18 protein-coding genes are annotated in these 19,868 nt (G+C 47.7%); 11 read left to right on the top strand and 7 right to left on the bottom strand.

What is annotated here, in order from left to right:
- Positions 1-70 precede the first annotated feature (70 nt).
- The 3 genes from tsf to smc all read right to left on the bottom strand — a co-directional run bounded on the left by tsf (position 71) and on the right by smc (position 5,782).
- The gene (gene tsf / locus NGM44_RS07860; protein ID WP_253223145.1) at positions 71-949 is read right to left on the bottom strand and encodes a translation elongation factor Ts; all 879 of its coding nucleotides are present in this window, start codon (positions 947-949) and stop codon (positions 71-73) included.
- Between the two features lie 123 nt (positions 950-1,072).
- Positions 1,073-1,822 carry a 30S ribosomal protein S2 gene (rpsB, locus tag NGM44_RS07855; RefSeq protein ID WP_253223144.1) on the bottom strand — a complete coding sequence of 250 codons (750 nt, stop codon included), beginning with the start codon at positions 1,820-1,822 and terminating at the stop codon, positions 1,073-1,075.
- Between the two features lie 339 nt (positions 1,823-2,161).
- Positions 2,162-5,782: a chromosome segregation protein SMC gene (gene smc / locus NGM44_RS07850; RefSeq protein WP_253223143.1), complete on the bottom strand. Its 3,621-nt coding sequence runs from the start codon at positions 5,780-5,782 to the stop codon at positions 2,162-2,164.
- Between the two features lie 219 nt (positions 5,783-6,001).
- Between smc and lgt the strand changes: the two genes are divergently transcribed.
- The 8 genes from lgt (at position 6,002) to NGM44_RS07810 (ending at position 12,964) form a co-directional block, all read left to right on the top strand.
- Positions 6,002-6,877 carry a prolipoprotein diacylglyceryl transferase gene (lgt, locus tag NGM44_RS07845; RefSeq protein ID WP_253223142.1) on the top strand — a complete coding sequence of 292 codons (876 nt, stop codon included), beginning with the start codon at positions 6,002-6,004 and terminating at the stop codon, positions 6,875-6,877.
- On the top strand, positions 6,877-7,719 hold the full coding sequence (locus NGM44_RS07840; RefSeq protein WP_253223141.1) for a thymidylate synthase: 843 nt from the start codon (positions 6,877-6,879) through the stop codon (positions 7,717-7,719). Before lgt ends, NGM44_RS07840 begins: the two co-directional genes overlap by 1 nt.
- Positions 7,720-8,256, top strand: coding sequence for a dihydrofolate reductase (locus NGM44_RS07835; protein WP_253223140.1), 537 nt, complete (start codon positions 7,720-7,722; stop codon positions 8,254-8,256).
- Positions 8,257-8,289: 33 nt separating this feature from the next.
- Positions 8,290-9,336 (top strand): FAD:protein FMN transferase, encoded by a 1,047-nt coding sequence (locus tag NGM44_RS07830; RefSeq protein WP_253223139.1) that lies wholly within the window; start codon positions 8,290-8,292, stop codon positions 9,334-9,336.
- Positions 9,337-9,432: 96 nt separating this feature from the next.
- A complete protein-coding gene (locus NGM44_RS07825) occupies positions 9,433-9,858 on the top strand; it encodes a hypothetical protein (protein ID WP_253223138.1) in 426 nt (141 codons plus the stop codon).
- 65 nt (positions 9,859-9,923) lie between these two features.
- A complete protein-coding gene (ubiM, locus tag NGM44_RS07820; protein ID WP_253223137.1) occupies positions 9,924-11,129 on the top strand; it encodes a 5-demethoxyubiquinol-8 5-hydroxylase UbiM in 1,206 nt (401 codons plus the stop codon).
- Positions 11,130-11,306: 177 nt separating this feature from the next.
- Positions 11,307-12,293: a malate dehydrogenase gene (locus NGM44_RS07815; RefSeq protein ID WP_253223136.1), complete on the top strand. Its 987-nt coding sequence runs from the start codon at positions 11,307-11,309 to the stop codon at positions 12,291-12,293.
- A gap of 434 nt (positions 12,294-12,727) precedes the next feature.
- On the top strand, positions 12,728-12,964 hold the full coding sequence (locus tag NGM44_RS07810) for a DUF2789 domain-containing protein (RefSeq protein WP_253223135.1): 237 nt from the start codon (positions 12,728-12,730) through the stop codon (positions 12,962-12,964).
- Positions 12,965-13,091: 127 nt separating this feature from the next.
- Here the strand turns inward: NGM44_RS07810 and ribF are convergent, their stop codons facing one another.
- Together ribF and NGM44_RS07800 are read right to left on the bottom strand one after the other, a co-directional pair.
- On the bottom strand, positions 13,092-14,072 hold the full coding sequence (gene ribF / locus NGM44_RS07805; protein WP_253223134.1) for a bifunctional riboflavin kinase/FAD synthetase: 981 nt from the start codon (positions 14,070-14,072) through the stop codon (positions 13,092-13,094).
- A gap of 6 nt (positions 14,073-14,078) precedes the next feature.
- A complete protein-coding gene (locus NGM44_RS07800) occupies positions 14,079-14,717 on the bottom strand; it encodes a UPF0149 family protein (RefSeq protein WP_253223133.1) in 639 nt (212 codons plus the stop codon).
- A gap of 223 nt (positions 14,718-14,940) precedes the next feature.
- Here NGM44_RS07800 and NGM44_RS07795 point away from each other — a divergent pair, with 223 nt between their 5' ends.
- Both NGM44_RS07795 and NGM44_RS07790 read left to right on the top strand, forming a co-directional pair.
- Positions 14,941-15,300, top strand: a complete 360-nt coding sequence (locus NGM44_RS07795; RefSeq protein ID WP_253223132.1) for a hypothetical protein — start codon at positions 14,941-14,943, stop codon at positions 15,298-15,300.
- 30 nt (positions 15,301-15,330) lie between these two features.
- Positions 15,331-15,678 carry a cell division protein ZapA gene (locus tag NGM44_RS07790; RefSeq protein ID WP_253223131.1) on the top strand — a complete coding sequence of 116 codons (348 nt, stop codon included), beginning with the start codon at positions 15,331-15,333 and terminating at the stop codon, positions 15,676-15,678.
- A gap of 80 nt (positions 15,679-15,758) precedes the next feature.
- On the opposite strand, the gene NGM44_RS07785 is transcribed toward NGM44_RS07790, so the two are convergent.
- Positions 15,759-15,974 carry a hypothetical protein gene (locus tag NGM44_RS07785; protein ID WP_253223130.1) on the bottom strand — a complete coding sequence of 72 codons (216 nt, stop codon included), beginning with the start codon at positions 15,972-15,974 and terminating at the stop codon, positions 15,759-15,761.
- Positions 15,975-16,318: 344 nt separating this feature from the next.
- Between NGM44_RS07785 and NGM44_RS07780 the strand changes: the two genes are divergently transcribed.
- Entirely contained in the window at positions 16,319-18,010 is a 1,692-nt protein-coding gene (locus NGM44_RS07780; protein ID WP_253223129.1) for an NAD+ synthase, read from the top strand.
- Positions 18,011-18,119: 109 nt separating this feature from the next.
- Here NGM44_RS07780 and recJ read toward each other — a convergent pair whose 3' ends face one another.
- A complete protein-coding gene (gene recJ, locus NGM44_RS07775; RefSeq protein ID WP_253223128.1) occupies positions 18,120-19,865 on the bottom strand; it encodes a single-stranded-DNA-specific exonuclease RecJ in 1,746 nt (581 codons plus the stop codon).
- Positions 19,866-19,868 lie beyond the last annotated feature (3 nt).

Below are 19,868 nucleotides of genomic sequence, written 5' to 3'. Positions count from 1 at the left end.
TGATAATTATTAATTCATCAATCTTTAAGCAAGCTTAACTTGATTGTATGAAAAATCAATAATTATACTATTAAGCTTTTGCAGCAGCTTGAGCGGCAGCAACTTCAGCAGCGAAGTCTTCTTGCTTCTTCTCGATGCCTTCGCCCACTTCAAGACGCTTGAAGCTTAGTACGGTTGCGCCTTCAGCTTTAAGTACATCGCCAACTTTCTTTTCGTTGTCCATGACATATGGTTGGTTAACCAAAGTCACTTCGTTTAGGTACTTTTGTAGGCCGCCAGTGATCATCTTCTCAACCACAGCTTCTGGCTTGCCAGATTCTTTAGCTTTGGCTTCGATGATGTCTTTTTCGCGTGCTAGGATGTCAGCAGGTACATCAGCTTCGTTTACTGCTAGCGGGTTGAATGCTGCAACTTGCATTGCAACTGCTTTACCCACTTCTTCGTTGCCGCCTTCTAGTGATACGACAACACCGATACGCAGACCGTGGCGGTATGCAGCAAGGTTCGCACCTTCAATGACTTCTGCACGGCGAACTTGGATGTTTTCACCGATTTTTTGTACCAATGCGATACGCGCTTCTTCTACAGTTGCGCCGTCGCCATATGGTAGTGCAGAGATTGCAGCCACATCAGTGGTGTTATTTGCCAAAGCAAGCTCAGCGACTTTGTTTGCAAATACAGTGAAGTTTTCGTCTTTAGCAACGAAGTCAGTTTGGCAGTTTACTTCTAGAAGCAGTGCTTTGCCTTCGCCTTGAGCGATGATGATTGCACCGTCAGCAGCGATGTTACCAGCTTTCTTAGCAGCTTTTGCTTGACCTGATTTGCGTAGGTTGTCAATCGCAAGCTCGATGTCGCCGTTTGCTTCTTCTAGTGCTTTTTTGCACTCCATCATACCAAGACCAGTACGGTCACGCAGCTCTTTTACAAGCTTTGCAGAAACTTGAGTCATTTGGATTACCTTTGAATTTTTTTAAAATTTATTTGAATGATGGCTTATGTCAAATCATAAAGCACGACCCAAACATAAACCATCATAGCACAGTTTTATGACCATTCAATGAATGATAAAAACTTATTCAGCAGCTGCTTCTACCGCTTGCTCTTGTGCGCCACCTTGAGTTTTTGCGTACTCTTTACCAGCGATGATTGCATCAGCCATAGCAGTTACATATAGGCTTACAGCGCGGATTGCGTCGTCGTTTGCTGCGATGACATAATCAACATTGTCTGGGTTTGAGTTGGTATCAACGATACCGATAACAGGAATACCAAGGTTTTTCGCTTCTTTGATCGCGATCGCTTCGTGGTCAACATCGACAACAAATAGCGCGTCTGGAAGACCGCCCATGTCTTTGATACCACCTAGAGCGCGCTCTAGTTTTTCCATTTGGCGAGTACGCTCAAGTGCTTCACGCTTAGTAAGCTTAGCAAAAGTACCGTCTTCAGCTTGCTTTTCAAGCTCTTTTAGGCGAGTGATTGACTGGCGTAGTGTTTTCCAGTTGGTAAGCATACCGCCCAACCAACGATGATCAACATACGGCATGCCTGCACGAGTCGCTTGCTCACGGATCACTGCAGATGCAGCGCGCTTAGTACCAACGAACAAAATCTTGTTGCGTGCAGCAGCTTGCTTGTTCACGAAAGTTAGCGCTTCGTTGAACTGCTTAACAGTGTGCTCAAGGTTGATGATGTGAATGCGGTTACGAGCACCAAAGATGTATTGGCTCATTTTTGGGTTCCAAAAACGAGTTTGGTGACCGAAGTGAGCACCTGCTTCTAGCAAGTCACGCATTGAGATTTGAGTTGGGTTCTTGTCTGACATAAGAGTTCCTAAAAAGTTTGGGTTACGCCTCCACGAAATCAAAAATACCGAATCCATCAGCACGCATCTGACCATCAGGTCAAATTATTCAAACTGATAGACACCCCGATATTCCAAAAACACCGTAAGCCTACGCTGTAAATTTCGTGTGTGTAGTGTAAAGTTAAATTAAAAAATACGCCCATTTATAAAAATGGACGCATTATTATAGCAAAAATTACACACAAAGCCAAGATATTTGTCATGAATAACACCGCTCACTCTGAATCTTTGCCTAAATAAGAACAACAACTACTTCACAGTATCGCAGTATATTGGCAGCCACCACAACAAATCATTCTATGCCGTCGGCTTCAAATACTGTTCCGCCTCTTCTAAATTGACTGTGACCAGACTTGAAATCCCCGCCGTCGGCATAGTGATGCCTTTGAGCTCATCGGCAATTTGCATGGCAAGCTTATTATGACTAATAAAGATAAACTGCACATCGTCAGCCAACTCATGAATCAGCCCTGTAAAGCGCCCAACATTGGCATCATCCAGTGGCGCATCAACTTCATCCAGCACACAAAACGGCGCAGGATGCTGCTTGAAAATCGCAAAAATCAAACTCAACGCCGTCAAGGTCTTCTCACCGCCCGACAGCACAGCAAGCCGCGAGTTTTTCTTGCCCTTTGGCTGTGCCATCAGCACAAGTCCTGCACGCCATTTGTCCGCCTTGGACAAGGTTTCATCTTCCATCAGACTTAAGCTTGCCTGACCACCGCCAAATACTTTTGAGAACAAAGCATTGAGCTCTTTATTCACCGCATTGAGCGCTGTCAAAAACAGCGATTTGGTCTTCTCATCGATCGCTTTGATGGCATCTTCAAGTTTTTTCATACTGTCGGTGATGTCTTGGATTTGCTCATCCATCGGCGATACACGCGCCTCAATCTCGGCAAGCTCAGCAGCAGCAGCTAAGTTCACCGCACCGAGTTTGGCGATTTGCGCTTTGATATCCTCTCGCTTTTGGCTATGGTCAATGAACTGCTGATTAGGGTTGGCTCTAAACTCTGCCAAGGTCGCAGGCAGATTAAACGTCTCATCAAATCGCAACAGCTCATCGCCCAAATCCTGCATCCGACTCTCACCCACTGCCGCATCAGCACTGATTTGGGCAGACTGTGCTTGGGCGGTGGCAAATTTGCCGTGTGCTTCAGTCAGCTCATCTTGTAGCTTGGTTTGGGCGATTTGCAGTGCTTTGGCAGCCGCTTCATATTCATCGCTTGAGATTTTGAGTTCATGACTGCTCATCTTGGCAGCTTTGAATATTTCTTCAAGCTTTGGTAATTTTTCTTGTAGGGTTTCTTGGTGTTTTTTGGTAACTTCGATGTCTGCTATTGTCTGCGTGGCGCTGTTTTTTGCCATATCAAGCAGGCGTTCGGCGTGGGTTTTGCTTTGGCTTAGCGTGCCAAATTTGAGCTGCATGGCTTGATAGGTCTCATTTTTGGTCTTAACCAGTCCATTAGCTTCATCAATGCGAGCCGTCAGCACGGTCATCGCTTGATTCGCCATCTCAAAGCGTGGGGCAAACTCGCCAAGCTTTGTATGATATTCATCAAGCTGTACGGTCAACTCATCAAGCTCTTTTTGGCGGTCTTGTTTTTCTTCATCGAGCGCTTGACGGTTTTTGGCATGGTTGTCACGGCGGATTTTATCCGCATCCAGCTTGGCAGTGAGTGCTGTCAGTGCTTTTTCGGCACTGTGCAGCTGTGCGGTGGTGGCGGTTTTTTGGGCGATGACTTCTTCAAGCTCAACTTTGGTTTGCTCAAGTAGATTCAGCTGATTTTTCAGCTGTTTTTGGTCGGCACTCAGTGCATCTTCTAGGGTGTTCAACTCTTCTTCTAGCACAGCCAATCGCTCGATATGTGCTTGTTTTTGGGCAAGAAATTGACTGCCTGTCTCACCAAAACGGCTGATATGCACCATGCCAAAACTGCCAATCAGCCAGCCTGTCTTGGTCAAAATCATCACGCCAATCAATGCGCTTGTATCCATCTCATCAAGCGAATCATCGCCCGTATATAAAAAGGTGCGCCCAAAAATCTCCAAAGTCGGTGTGCTAAATAACTGATCCAAGCGAATCAGCTGCTCACCAATCTGCTTGGGCAACTTGGCAATGGCATCACTGGCTGCGATGGCGCTTGTCGTGATGGCAGTATCGCTTTTTTTACCAGATTTTAATAATAAATTCACACCATCTTTGGTAGGTGTGGTCAAGGCGGTCGCCATATTAAGCTGAGCAGTCACTTTGGCATCCAGCCAAAATCCCAAAAACTGATCCAGTACTTTGGCATATTGATGCCCCGTACTGCTCGGCATCAAACCATGCTCAAGGCTTGGCAAAGCTTGCAAATCCGCTTGATCATCACTCGATGTGCTATATTGTTGAGCGATTGGCGTATGTACAAGCTTGTGCAAAATATCATACTCACCCATCAGGACGGCATGGCGTTTTTCTTGGGATTGGGTGCTTGCTTGTAGCGTCTTGACAGTCTCACTGAGTGTATCATAGCGAGATTTGAGCTCATCATGATCTGATAGATTATCAAGCTTAAGTTTAAGATTGGCAATCTGCTCTTGATAAGTTTTTTGCTCGGCTTGGTCTTGCTGGGCATCAACAAAGCCTGCCTGCTCCGCATCGAGTGCATCGCTGCGTTTTTGCCATTTTTGCTCAGCATCTTTTAGGCGGGCGATCTGGGATTCGGCAAGTTTTTTGCGGTTATCCAGATTATTTTTGTCTTGGGTGATGACAGATAGCTCATCACGCTGTTTTTGCCATGCATCTTGAGCATCGGCAAGCACCTGTTTGGCATCAGTGAGTGCCTGCTCTAGTGCCATCGTGTCAGGTGTGATGGTAGCAAGCTGGCTGTCAATCTCGGCAAGCTCGGCGGTGGCGTGCTCGATATTGGCAAGCGCTTCTTGATGCTGCGCTGTCAGCCGTGCGATTTTCTCATCATTTTGTGCAAGCTGACTATTGACGGTATAAAAATTGTGCTGCGCGGTCTGTTCTGCCATCTGCGCGTTGTGAAATTTATCACGTGCATCGTCTTTCATCCACTGCGCTTCCGCGACACGCGCCGACAGCTCATCGAGTTCACGGCGGACTTTGGTGACATTTTGTTCAAGCTCGGCAAGCTTTTCGGCGGATTTGCCATGCTCGCCTTTTTTCAGCTCATGATACTGCCACGACTCGAACAAGCGACGCATTAAATCATTCCAATGTAGCTGATTAAGCTTATCATTGAGCACTTCATATTGCTTGGCAGATTCGGCTTGGCGGATCAAAGTTTTTTGTTGTTTTTTTAGTTCACCTTGAAGATCGGATAGGCGTTCAAGATTATCGCGCGTCTCGGCAAGTTTTTTTTCGGTATCGGCTCTGCGTACTTGATAGCGAGAGACGCCCGCACCTTCTTCGATGAACTCACGCAGCTGCATGGGGCTGGATTCTACGATGCGCCCAATCATTCCCTGCTCAATCACCGCATAGCTGCGCGCGCCCAGACCCGTACCCAAAAACACATCCACCACATCACGGCGACGCACTCGCTGACCATTGATGAAATAATCCGATTTGCCATCTTTGGTGACTTGTCGGCGTAGGCTCAGTTCTTGGTACAGGTTTAGCTCATGGCGGATGCCGTGCGTCTCATCTTGGGTGTGTTCAAACACCAACTCAACACTGGCAAGGCTTTTGGCGGCACGCCCTTCCACACCAGCAAAGATGACATCACTCATCGCCCCACCACGCAGCTGCTTGGCAGAAGTCTCACCCAGCACCCAGCGGATGGCATCAATGACATTGGATTTGCCACAGCCATTAGGCCCGACGATGGCGGTGATGTCATGCTTGAAAGTAAAAGTGGTTGGATTGGCAAAAGATTTAAAGCCGGCTAGTTTTAGGGATTTTAGTCGCATTGGGTGTTTGTAACTTGGATAAAATTAGGGTCAAAGGTGGGTATTTTAGCAAATTTTTAATCGCAATGTGTGTATTTGTGCCAAATCATTAATGGTTAAAATCCGCCCACTTTACCCTGATAATCCATGCAAATGATACGCGCGCAATTGATTGATGTTAAAATCGGTCAAAATCGGCTATAATAGTCGGTATTTAATTGAATAAAAAAAGAGGATAACATGGCTATCGTACACCCACAATTTAACCCTGTCGCCCTAGATTTGGGCGTGATTGAGCTGCATTGGTATGGCTTGATGTATCTGCTTGCCTTTGGTATGGCGTATTTTTTGGCATGGATGCGCGCCAAGTCGCGTGATGATTTCACCACCGAGATGGTGTCTGATTTGGTATTTTTCGGCTCAGTTGGGGTGATTTTGGGTGGTCGCATCGGCTATGTGCTGCTGTATAATTTTAGCGAATTACTTGCCGATCCGATGTATCTGTTCCGCGTCTGGGAAGGCGGCATGAGTTTTCATGGTGGCTTTATTGGTGTACTGCTTGCCATGTGGTATTTTGCGCGCAAATATAAGACCGCGCCATTTACTGTGCTGGATTTTATCGCGCCGTGTGTGCCGACAGGCTTGCTGTTCGGTCGTATGGGCAACTTCATCAATGGCGAGCTGTGGGGTCGCGTCTCAAGCTCGGATTTGTCGCATTTGATGTATTTTCCCCAAGCGGCAAATGCCGATTTTGAACTGCTACAGCTGGACCCAAGCCTACAAAGCATCGCCAGCAACATCGGCGGCTATATGCTACTGCCACGCCACCCATCGCAGCTGTACCAAGCTGCCACCGAAGGCGTGCTGCTATTTATCCTGCTGTGGTGGTTCTCTGCCAAGCCGCGCCCACGCTATGCTGTCTCTGCGCTGTTCCTATTGGGCTATGGCATCAGCCGCTTTAGCACCGAGTTTTTCCGTCAGCCTGATGTCGGCTATGAGCTGATTTTTGGTTGGATGAGTAAGGGTCAATTGTACAGTTTACCAATGATCATTATTGGCATTATCTTAATGGTGATAGCATATCAAAAGAATATTTATGATTGGAAAAAAGCCTAATGAAACAATATCACGAGCTGCTGACACGCATTTTACAAACAGGTGGTGATAAAGGTGACCGCACTGGTACTGGTACCCGTTCGGTCTTTGGTCATCAGATGCGCTTTGATTTATCACAAGGCTTTCCGTTATTGACCACCAAAAAAGTCCACATGAAATCCATTATCCACGAGCTGCTTTGGTTCTTAAAAGGCGATACCGATGTCGCCTATCTGCAAGAGCGCGGCGTAACCATTTGGGATGAATGGGCGACTGCTGAGCAGACCGCGCGCTTTGGGCGATCGGCAGGTGATCTTGGCCCTGTCTATGGTCATCAGTGGCGTAATTTTGGCGCGACCAAAGATAATGATGGTCATTATCGCAATGATGGCTTTGATCAGATCACATGGCTGATCAATGAAATCAAGACCAACCCAAACTCGCGCCGCCTGATCGTCAGCGGCTGGAATCCGTCTGAAGCGGGTGCTGTCGCCCTACCGCCTTGCCATACGCTGTTTCAGTTTTTCGTCATGGATGGCAAGCTATCCTGTCAGCTGTACCAGCGTAGTGCTGATGTGTTCTTGGGCGTGCCTTTTAATATCGCAAGCTATGCGCTATTGACCCACATGATCGCGCAAGTATGTGATCTTGGCGTGGGTGAGTTTGTATGGACGGGCGGTGATACGCATCTGTACAGCAATCATTTTGAACAAGCCAAGCTACAGCTAAGCCGCGAGCCGCTGCCGCTTTGCACTCTGAAACTCAACCCTGATGTACGCGATATTTTTGAATTTACATTTGAAGATATTATGATTGAAAATTATCAATCGCACCCAGCGATCAAAGCAGAAGTGGCGGTATAAATGACAAACAGCACTCAGACATCAGCCGCCGATCACATCGAAATCGTGCAAGTGGTCGCCATCAGTACCAACCGCTGTATCGGTAAGGACAATCAGCTGCTGTGGCACATTCCTGCAGATTTGGCACATTTTAAAAATATCACCACAGGCGGTGTGATCGTCATGGGGCGAAAGACCTTAGAGTCATTAGGTCGTCTATTGCCCAATCGCAGCCATCATGTGATCACGCGCGATACGAATTTTCACTACGATGGCGTGACAGTGTCGCACAGCCTAGATGATGCGATCAATAAAGCTTGTGCCGATGCCAAAGCGCGCGGACAATCTGCCATCTATATCATTGGCGGTGGTGAGATTTATGCGCAGTCGCTTGCGATGGCTGATCACCTTGAGATCACCGAAGTCGATATCATCATCGATGGCGATGCGTTTTATCCTGTGATTGGCGATGAATTTATCAAGACCAATCAAAGCGATACGCAAACTTGCGAAAAAAGCGGCTTAACATTTCGCTTTACCACTTATAAAAAACGATAGTTGTTTAAAAAATTCTTAACCTTAGGACGCTTCATGAAATACGCCCCACTTGCCATGGTCTGTAGCGCAGTCATCATCAGTGCCTGCGCAGATAAACCTGCTTATCAAAAAATCTCAGGCGAAACCATGGGGACAAGCTACCACATCAGCTATCAACACCCTGATGCCAGCATTTCACAAGCCGCCATCCAAGCCGATATTGACAAGCGACTGAACGACATCAACGCCAGTATGTCCACCTATATTGATGATAGCACCATCAGCAAGTTCAACCGCCTGCCATCTGCCACGCCGCTTGAGATTGATGCTGATTTTATCAAGGTGCTAAGCGACAGCCAAGCGATTTTTCAGGCATCGAACCATGCCTTTGATCCGACGGTGCTGCCTTTGGTGGAGTTATGGGGCTTTGGTGGTAAGATGAGCGTTGAGCGACTACAAGCCCCGCCAAGCAGTGATGAGATCACCGCTGCCAAGGCGTTGATCGGCTTGGATAAGGTCAGCTTAAATGGCAATCAGCTTAGTAAATCGGTCGATGGCGTGGGCTTAGACTTTTCTGCCATCGCCAAAGGCTATGCGGTCGATGTCATCGCAAACACACTCAGGGACAACTACGGCATTACCAATTATATGGTGGAAATCGGTGGTGAAGTCGCCACCAGCGGCAGCAATGACAAATCACAGCCATGGACACTCGCCATCGATGCGCCCGTGATCGACAGCTCAGTGAGCAATCGCAGCACCATCACCACACTCACTCAGCCCAAAGATGGCACGCTGCACATCGCCACATCAGGCGGCTATCGCAATTCGGTAGAATATAACGGCGTGCGCTACAGCCATACCATCAATCCCAATACTGGCAATCCTGTCGCAGGCAACGCCCCAAGCGTGACCGTCCTGCATGATACCGTCTCTTTGGCAGATGGTTGGGCGACAGCACTGACCGCTCTGCCTTATGATGATGCGCTCAAGCTTGCCAACGCCCAAAACATCCAAGCAATCTTCGTCATCGAAAATGCAAGCAAAACCGGCTTTGACATCGTCAAGACCGATGCGATAATTGCCAAATTTGGACAGTGAGCAGTTATCCGATTGGGTGATTGTCAGGCTTAGGTTTTTGCTTTACAATAAGGCAAAGTTTTATTGATAGACAAATTTGATTATTAAGGGAATTTTATGGCTAATTTCTCACCAAGCATTCAGTTTGCGCGCCGTTGGCTTGGCGCACCGAGTGATGCACGCCGTGCGATTTATGAAGAATTGGACGACATCATTGAGCTATTGGACAGCCAAGCGCCATTGTCAGAATTTCGCTTTCGCCACAGTGATTTTAATGCTACGCTGGCTGCGCATATGCAAGCAGGCTCAAACGGTGAAGCGATGCGTTTGGTGCATCCGATCGATACCACGCAGCTCATCGACGATGCCAAAGATTCGCTAGACACCCCTGATTTACAAGTCCTAGAAGCGCGCCTAACCCAAGATCTAAGCCGTCAAGTAGATGAGTTTTTAAAAGAACACATGGCGCAGCTAAATCAAGAACTAAAAGCATGGGTGGCGACCACCGTGCGTAATGAAATGGCGAATTTTCAGCGCCAATGATACAATCCTAACTAATTGATATAATTAGGATTTTTAATTAATTACAATAATAAAAAGGCAGTACTATGAGCATAAGCACCAAGCACAGCACCCACAGCGACATCATCATCGTCGGCGCAGGCCCTGCAGGATTGGCTTTTGCTCGGTTTTTTAAGGGCAGTGAGCTTAAGATCACCATCATCGAAAAAGCACCGCTTACTGCCATCGAAAATCCTGCCTATGATGGTCGTGAAATCGCCCTTACTAATACTTCTAAAGAAATCTTACAAAACTTAGGCGTATGGCAACGATTCGCGACCGATGAGATTTACCCATTGGTTGATGCCAAAGTATATAGCGGCAAGCTTGATTATGCCTTGCATTTTCAAGTGCCAAGCCTGATGAAATCAATGCGCTCACTGGATCGCTTGGGCAATCTGATTTCTAATCACAATATTCGTAAAGCCGTGTATGATGAAGTGGCGGCGATGGACAATGTCACGCTCATCACTGATGTTGGCGTTACTGATGTCAAGACCGATGATAATAGCGCAACCGTCAGCCTTGCCGATGGGCAGGTTTTGACGGCAAGTCTTGTCATTGCGGCTGATTCTCGCTTATCGAATGTGCGCCGTATGCTTGGCATTGGTGCGGATATGCATGATTTTGGGCGTACGGTGATTGTTTTTCGTGTCACTCATCCTTTATCAAATAGCGCAACCGCCCAAGAGTGCTTCTTGTACGGTCGCACGCTTGCCCTATTACCGCTCAATGACACCATGACCAACTGCGTCATCACGCTGGATAATACCCAAGCCGATGAGCTATTAAGCCTATCACCACAAGCACTTGCCCACGAAGCGCAGCGGATGTTCGGCGATCAATTTGGCGCGTTCACCATCGCAGGCAGCGTGCATCATTATCCGCTGATGGGCGTACACGCGCACCGCTTCTATGCCAAGCGCGCTGCACTCATCGGTGATGCAGCAGTCGGTATGCATCCTGTGACAGCGCATGGGTATAATTTGGGTCTATTGAGCGCAAATACCCTTGCGCCACTGATTATCGATGCGCACCGTACTGGGCGTGATATCGGCAGCGAGCGACTTCTTAGCACTTATAATCGCCGCCATCAAGCACACACGCGCCCACTGTATCACGGCACCAATGCGATGGTAAGCCTATTTACCAATGATCGCAAGCCTGTGCGTATCTTACGCGATGCAGCACTGCGCCTAAGTAACAATCTACCCCCTGTCAAGCACTGGATCGCTAAGCAGTTGGTTGGCTGAAAATTCATTATGCAAAATCCAAATCATCCTATCGGCGATTTGGATTTTTCGATTTTTGGCTTTGTATTTTGAGTGTAAAAGTGCTAAACTAGCCTGTGATTGTGCTGATGGCATTTTTTTGGGTCATCGCACAAGTTTTTCCATACCTTAACAACCCCAACAAAGAAGGATTTACCCATGAAACAACCTGTTCGTGTTGCTGTTACTGGCGCTGCTGGTCAAATCGGCTACAGCCTACTATTCCGCATCGCTTCTGGCGAAATGCTTGGCAAGGATCAGCCTGTTATCCTACAGCTACTTGAAATCCCTGTTGAAAAAGCACAACAAGCTCTACAAGGCGTCATCATGGAACTGGATGACTGTGCATTCCCACTATTGGTCGATGTGATCGGTACCGACGATCCAAATGTCGCGTTCAAAGACGCAGACTACGCCCTATTGGTAGGTGCACGCCCACGCGGCCCTGGCATGGAGCGCGCTGACCTACTACAAGAAAACGCGAAGATCTTCACTGTTCAAGGTAAAGCACTGAACGATGTAGCAAGCCGTGATGTGAAAGTTCTGGTCGTCGGTAACCCAGCGAACACCAACGCTTACATCGCGATGAAGTCAGCACCAGATCTGCCAGCGAAAAACTTCACCGCCATGCTACGCCTAGACCACAACCGCGCACTAACCCAAGTCGCGAAGAAAACTGGCAAAGCTGTCAAAGACATCAAAAATCTAACCGTATGGGGCAACCACAGCCCAACCATGTACGCCGACTACCGTTTCGCGACCATCAATGGCGAATCAGTCAAAGAGATGATCAATGACCAAGAATGGAATGCCAATGTATTCCTACCTACCGTTGGTAAGCGCGGTGCAGCGATCATCGAAGCGCGCGGTCTGTCTTCTGCAGCATCAGCAGCGAACGCAGCGATCGACCATATGCGTGACTGGGCGCTAGGCTCAAACGGTGAATGGGTAACGATGGGCATCCCATCTGATGGCTCATACGGCATCCCAGAAGGTGTCATGTTCGGCTTCCCTGTAACCACCGAAAACGGCGAATACAAGATCGTACAAGGTCTAGAAATTGACGAATTCAGCCAAGAGCGTATCAACATCACGCTAAATGAGCTGGAAGAAGAGCGCGCAGCGATCGACCATCTGTTTGCATAATCTTTAAGTGTAAACACTTAAGCAAAATGCCCAATTCTTAGGAATTGGGCATTTTTTGTGCTTAATGATAAGCTATGTTAAGATTAAAGCGACATAAGTTTATATAGTCAAACAAATTTAAAATAAGACAAGGAAAACGAGTGAAGCTGCACAAGTAGTACTGTGAGTGAGTTTGACGCAGGATTATTTCAAAGTTGGCAGACTAAAATTTACACAGCCAATACACTTGTGTAGGGATTGCCTAAGTCTAAGCTGTTACAATCAAGTCATGGTTTTGAAATGATGTATCCAAATCCAAAACCATCTTGTGGTCGTATAAAAACAAAATAAGACTAGGCGGCGAGTCGCAGGTAGTACAAGTAGTACAGCAAGACAAGCCAGCGCTGTATTATTTTGAATTTTATAGACCCTAATCCACAACAAAGGATTTGATTATGCTTGGAAATATTGAATACACGATGAATGATCTGTTTGCCCAATTGGGACTTGATAACAGTGATGCTGCCATTGAGCAATTCATCGCCACCCATCAGCTGGATGAAGACACGCAGCTTGACAATGCACCATTTTGGAATGACGCACAGCAAGGATTTATCCGTGAGGAATGGCGCAAAGACGCCGTTTGGTCACTGATTTTAGATGAATTAAACGCTCGATTGCATGGTGAGTGATTGAGCATCTGTTGGTTTGCGATCGCGAAAACACAAGCCAATACTCGTAAAAGAAGCTGAATTTATGGTGAGTTCAGCTTCTTTTTTATGGGTGATTTTTCTTGGCTTGCTCTGACGATTGACAAAATCACCCTTGCGCATCTCGCCATTTTAACAGCTGCGCGACATCATCACTGATGCCTGCTTTTAAGGCATCCAAGCCATCATATTTACGCTCGCCATGCAGATAATGGGTGAAAGTCACTTGCAGCTCAATACCGTACAAATCACCTGCGAACTGTGGCAAATGCACTTCCACGCGCCAATCTTGCCCATTAACCGATGGACGCTTGCCGACACTCACCGCACCAAATAGACTACCTTGCGCTATACCTGCTACGCCTGTTTGTCCATCTTTGCCAAGACTTGCCAAATCAATCTGCCGACCATCGACAAAGCCTATGACATCCGCGCCATACACGCCGTGTAAAGCAGGCTTGATGCGATTGATGGCGATATTTGCCGTCGGAAAATCAAGCGTACGCCCAATCTTATCACCATGCTCCACCTGCCCTGTGATGGCATACGCGCGCCCAAGCAGGCTTTTGGCACTTGCCAAATCCCCTGCCGCCAACGCCTTACGCACCAATGATGAGCTGATACGCTCGCCATCTTGTAGCACGCTGTGCAGGCTATCAACACCAAAGCCTGCCGCCGCCAAAAATGCCTTATCCCCCACACGATCATGCCCAAAGCGAAAATCATCACCCAGCACCAAATGACGGACATTCAAGCCCTGTAATAGCGTGGCGAAATCCTGCGCCGACAATGAGCGAAAGGCTTGATCAAAGCTTGCAACGATCAGATAATCCACGCCAAGATCGCCGATGTACTTAGCTTTTTCGGCAAGGCTTGTTAGGCGTGCAGGCGGATCATCAGGCGTAAAAAACTCGCGCGGCTGCGGCTCAAAGACCATCACCGCCGACTGATAGCCCATCTGCTTGGCATCACGATCCAATGCCAATAATAGCGCTTGATGCCCCAGATGCACGCCATCATAATTGCCGATGGTCAAGGCAAGCGGCGGCAAGGACGGTAGATTATCAAGAGTAAGATGAATTAGCTGCATAGGATTTTATTGCTTTTTTGCCATGGCATCAATGACAGGGACGGCAAGCTTGGTTTCGGCGATTTCTTTGGCGGTCTTGGCATCAGGTGATAAGCCCTTTAATAGTGGCAATTGCTTAACATCCATGCGTTTACGCGTCGCCAGATGCACAGGCACCATGCGCGCAAATTCGAACAGATGTAGCCACATCTCTTCGCCGCCTTCCAGATTTTCATCGTCTTCTAGGCGAATGGCGGCGATCTCCATCAGTGTGCGAATCAGCTCATTTTCATCAGCACTCAGCGCAATGCCCGTCACGCCAATGCCAGTGATAAAGCCCCCTGCCCAATCTTTGAGCGCAAGCACGCGCTCATACAGCTCATGCTCATCATCTGGCACAAGCGGCTCGTAGCCATAGGCGTCGTCTTTATCTTTTAGTGCAAAGCTGACATCTTCGGCATACTCAGTCAATAGCTCAAGCGCGTCTTCATCAGGCACTTCAAAGCTCAGCTCTTCTAACAGCTGCGCCCAGCCTTCGCTGTCTGTGGCGTTGCACGCGGTCATCACGCCTGTCATGATGCCGTGCAGCTCACTGATTGATACATCTGTCCAGTGTTCAAATGCCTTTGTCCAGTCGTCCCAGCCTGATAAATAATCGGTTGTCATTGTTTAGCCTTGTGTTTTTGAACAAACTTTGGATTATACCATATTCACACGGTTTAATGCGTGCAAAATACAAAATCACAAGGGCAAAGCGTGCAAAGATACGACATTTCGCCAAACTTATGCCCAAAATACCGCCAAAGCCGAAAAAATATTTGACAATACACCGCACCGTGATAAGATTAGCATAGGACACTTTTTATTGATGACTTTTACAGGATTTCTTATGCTAGCCCAACTTCAAGCTTTGGAACAATCCATCATCGCGATGAAAAAACAATATGCCGTCACCGCGACCGAACTTGCCAATCTTAAGCAACGCCTTGCCAATGACGACAGCCCAAGACAAATCAGTGATTTACAAGCACAGCTAAACAAAGCCAACCAAGAAATTGACAACTACTGCGAACAAGTGGACAGCTTAGAGCACACGCGCAATGCCCTGCAAAAGCAAGTAGAAGAACTGTATCAAGCCAATCAGACGCTGATTCAACAAAATCAAGATCTAAAAGACAAAAACGCTTTGGCGATTTCGCGCGCTGAAGTGATTCGCGATTGGTTGGGCAAAATCGACCGTCAAAGCTAAGGCTGAGCATATCATTATCAAGGATTTATCATGAGTCAAGAAACCACCACCAACCCACAGTCGGCGATCATCGCTAAAGAAGAATTCCGCCCTGTCGATATCAGCATCGCAGGTACACCACATCGCATCGTCTGCCCTGTCGATGAAATCAAAAATCTGGAAAATGGTGCAGAATTCATCAACCAAAAAATCCGCGATCTGCGCCGTGAGATCAAGCACAAAACCCCGAGCAATGAAGAGTTTTTGGTGCTGGTCTGCCTAGATTTGTACGACCAAATCCAAGGACTACAAAACCAAGTGGCAGCCAATGCCGCTGAACAAAAACAAATCTCTGAAATGATCGAAAAGATCAATAAGCAAGCACGCTCAATGCTGTGATTTTATAGATTTTCTTAAAATTATAGCATAAATTAAGGGCGATGAATGTCGCCCTTATTGTTTTTTAGGTTTTATAGATCCTATTTTTCTATATTCATAGGCAGATCTTCTTCTGGATGCGCTGCTGCATATACCGCCAGATGCTCATCATTACAAAAAAAGCGTTCGTTCTCGGCTTTTTCGTGGAACAAATGCCCACGATAAGTGGCAAGCTGATTGCCGCAGTGGTGGCAGGTGCGCAGCGTGGTGTCATCGCCATCTTTAGGAAAAAAAGCTTTGGGTGGCTTTGGGTACATAAATTTGAAAAAAAACCACATGATGATTACGATGATGATGATATTTAAAATAAATGCAAACATAAGAAAATTTTAAAGTTAATGCGTTAAACAAATGAACTTGAGAGTTTTTTTAATTCACTTGCCATACTATACCACAACCCATCCGATTTTGTGCTATACTATTAAATAGGTTTATCAAAATCTTGATAAACCATATCATTTGGGGTCATTTTTGCCCAAGATCGGCGGCAAACAGTGAAGTTTGCTCTGCCCACAAAACCGCCCTATTTCGGCGATAACAAACAAATGCAATGCCCTTGAGCATGAAGCACAAGGCATGAACTTTTTTAGGATTATAAAAAATGCCAAGAACCAAACAACAGGACGCAGCGAGCGTCGAGACGACTTTACACACCGCCAATTCTGCCGCTGGCAAGATTACTTTTGCACTGATTCAGACCAATTTTTGGGTCGGTGACATCGCAGGCAATGTCAAAAAAATGCACGCGCTTGCCATCGATGCCAAAAATCGCGGCGCAGACATCGTGGTTTTCCCAGAATTATCCTTAGTCGGCTATCCGCCAGAAGATTTGCTACTGCGCCCAACCTTAGGCGAGCGTGTGCGCGGTGCGATGGCGCAGCTTGCCGAGATCGAAGGTATTGTGATCATCCTAGGCTATCCACACATTGATCAACATGGCACCTTCAACTCAGCAGCCATCTTGCAAGGCGGCAGCCAAAAAGGCTTTTATCATAAGCAATGCTTGCCAAATTATGGCATCTTCGATGAACGCCGCTATTTCCAAAAAGGCCGCAATCAAGTGCTGTTCGATTACAAAGGCGCAACGATTGGCTTATTAATCTGTGAAGATATTTGGCACGATGCACCGATCAAAGCACTCAAAGAAGAAGGTGCGGACATGGTCGTGGTGATCAACGCATCGCCGTTTGAAATCGGCAAACAAGCCGCGCGCAAAGAGCTATTAACCAAGCAGTCAGCTACTTATGACTTGCCGATTATCTATGTCAATACCGTCGGGGCGCAAGATGACATCGTCTTTGATGGCGGTTCGCTCATCATGCAAGCAGATGGTACGATTGCGCACGAAGGTTCGCGCTTTTTGAACCAACTGATGATGGCACAGTACGATGTGGCAAGCCGTCAATTTGACACCCAAGCCAAAGCACCGCTTGTGTTGTCTGAAGAATCTGAGATGTATCAGGCATTAGTCGTGGGTCTGCGTGATTATGTCAATCGTTCAGGCTTTAAGGGTGTGATCGTTGGCTTATCAGGCGGTATCGACAGTGCCTTGACGCTGTGCATTGCCGTCGATGCATTGGGCTCAGATCGTGTGTATGCGGTGATGATGCCGTACGAATACACCGCGCAAATCAGCCTAGATGATGCCGAAGCGCAAGCGGCACGCCTGAATGTCTCATACACCGTCTGCCCAATCCACGATGCAGTGGCAGGCTTGCGTTCAGCCCTTGCACCACTGCTTGCTAATAGTGAGCCTGATGTCACCGAAGAGAATCTGCAAGCGCGCGCTCGCGGCACGATCTTAATGGCATTGTCAAATAAATTCGGTCATATGGTCATCTCAACGGGCAATAAATCTGAAAACGCGGTCGGTTATGCGACGCTATACGGTGATATGGTAGGCGGCTTCGATGTGCTAAAAGATGTGTACAAAACCGATGTCTATCGCCTTGCCAATTACCGCAACCGCCTAGAAGATAATCCAGTCATCCCAGAACGCGTCATCACGCGCGCACCATCGGCTGAGCTGCGTCCTGACCAAAAAGACCAAGATAGCCTACCTGATTATGACTTGCTTGATAGCATTCTAAAAATGTACATCGACGAAGATTTGGGCTACAAGGCAATCTGTGCGGCAGGCTTTGATCCTGCGACGGTTGAAAAAGTACTGGGCTTGGTCGATCGCGCTGAGTACAAACGCCGCCAAGGGGCAATCGGCACGAAGATCACCAAGAAATCTTTCGGTCGCGAACGCCGTTATCCATTGGTCAATGGTTGGTCGATTAAGGGCTGATTGGCACTAGATCAATCCATCGAACCAAAACAAAAACCGCTCAATGTTTAATTGGGCGGTTTTTTTTGATAAAATTTATTAAATAAAACAATAAAATTAGACTGATAAATCACCCCATCACCTGACACACCGCCAAGTCTTTGACGATCAGCTGCAGGCTTTGATTGCCCTGCCACTCGTTAATATCAAGGGTGTATAAAATATGCACGCCACTTGCGCGATAATCCCATACCGCAGGATTATAATTAAACCAAATCGCATCAATCGGATACTGCACGCCAGATAGCTTCAGGGTGAGCTTGAGATGTTTGTCTTTTAGCACGCGATGGTTCAGCACTTCAAATTCACCATCGAAGCTTGGTACAGCAAAGCCATTACCCCAGACGCTTAAATTCTTTAGAGTATCAACAAAATGCAAGCTAAACTCTTGTGGCAAAAGACTGCCATCGGTGAATTTTTCTTCACAAAACACCGACGCATCAAAGCCTACCATCTTATCTTCGAACGCTTTGGCAAATCGCTCAAAATTGCCTTTTTTGATCGTCAGCCCTGCCGCCATCGCATGACCACCAAAATGCTCAATCAGCGACGGCTCATCCACCGCCACCGCTTCGATAACATCGCGAATATGCACGCCTGCGATCGAGCGCGCTGAGCCTTTGATCATATCATCATCGCCCGTTTCGCTGACATCAGCAGGGGCAAAGATGATACTTGGACGGTACAGCTTTTCTTTTAGCCTGCCTGCGACGATACCGATCACACCTTGATGCCAGTTGTCTTGGTACAGCACGATGGATTTTGGGCTGTCATCAGCGCCAAGCTCAGGTAAGCTGTCGATGATTGCCACCGCTTCATCTTTCATCGCCATCTCGACACTGCGGCGCGAGTGGTTGAGTTTATTAAGCTCAATGGCAAGTCGATGCGCTTCACCCCAATCATCGGTAATCAAGCACTCCACGCCGATTCGCATATTGTCCATACGACCAGCGGCGTTGATGCGTGGCGCGATGGCAAAGCCAAAATCTTCACTGGTGATGCTCTGATACGCGCGCCCTGCCTGCTCCAAGATGGCATAGATGCCTGCGCACGCCTTACCCGCGCGAATCTGCATCAGTCCATGACTGACCAAGATGCGATTATTGCGATCAAGCACGCCCAGATCAGCAATCGTCCCCAGCGCGACCAGATCCAAAAACCGCGCGACATTTGCCGATGACTTGCCAAGTGCGCGGCGGTGCTTGGCAAGACGCCCCATGACATAAAACGCCACACCGACACCGACCAACCATTTGCTATCAAAGCTACAGCCCAGCTGATTGGGATTGACCACCGCATCGGCAGGCGGCGATGGCTTGGTTGTCAAATGATGATCGGTAATCACCACCCGTATGCCAAGCTTATGCGCCTGTGCCACCCCTTCATGGCTTGAGATGCCATTATCGACCGTGATGATCAGCTTTGGGTCATACTCTGCCGCGCCATAGCTGACGATCTCAGGCGTCAAGCCATAGCCGAATTTAAAACGATCAGGTACCAAGAACTCCACCTTCGCACCCATCTGCCGCAAGGCACGCAGCATCAGCGCGGTACTGGTCGCACCATCACAGTCAAAGTCCCCGATGATCAAAATTTGATCATGATGATCGATCGCCTGATCAATGATGGCAATCGCCTGGTCAATGCCCATCAAGCCATCAGCAGCGATCAGCTTACCGATCGCCATATCCAGCTCATCGACGCTCGCCACCTGCCGCGCCTGCAGCACGCGCGCAAGGCTTGGATAGCCCAACGCCTGCACAAGACTTGGCGAGACTTCATCGGTCATACGAGGCGTAAGTGTCAGCCGATTCATCTG

Source organism: Moraxella sp. FZFQ2102 (assembly GCF_024137865.1).
Taxonomy (GTDB): Bacteria; Pseudomonadota; Gammaproteobacteria; order Pseudomonadales; family Moraxellaceae; genus Moraxella.
Note: the sequence above shows the minus strand (reverse complement) of the source record. Positions and strands in the feature narration are given on the sequence as shown.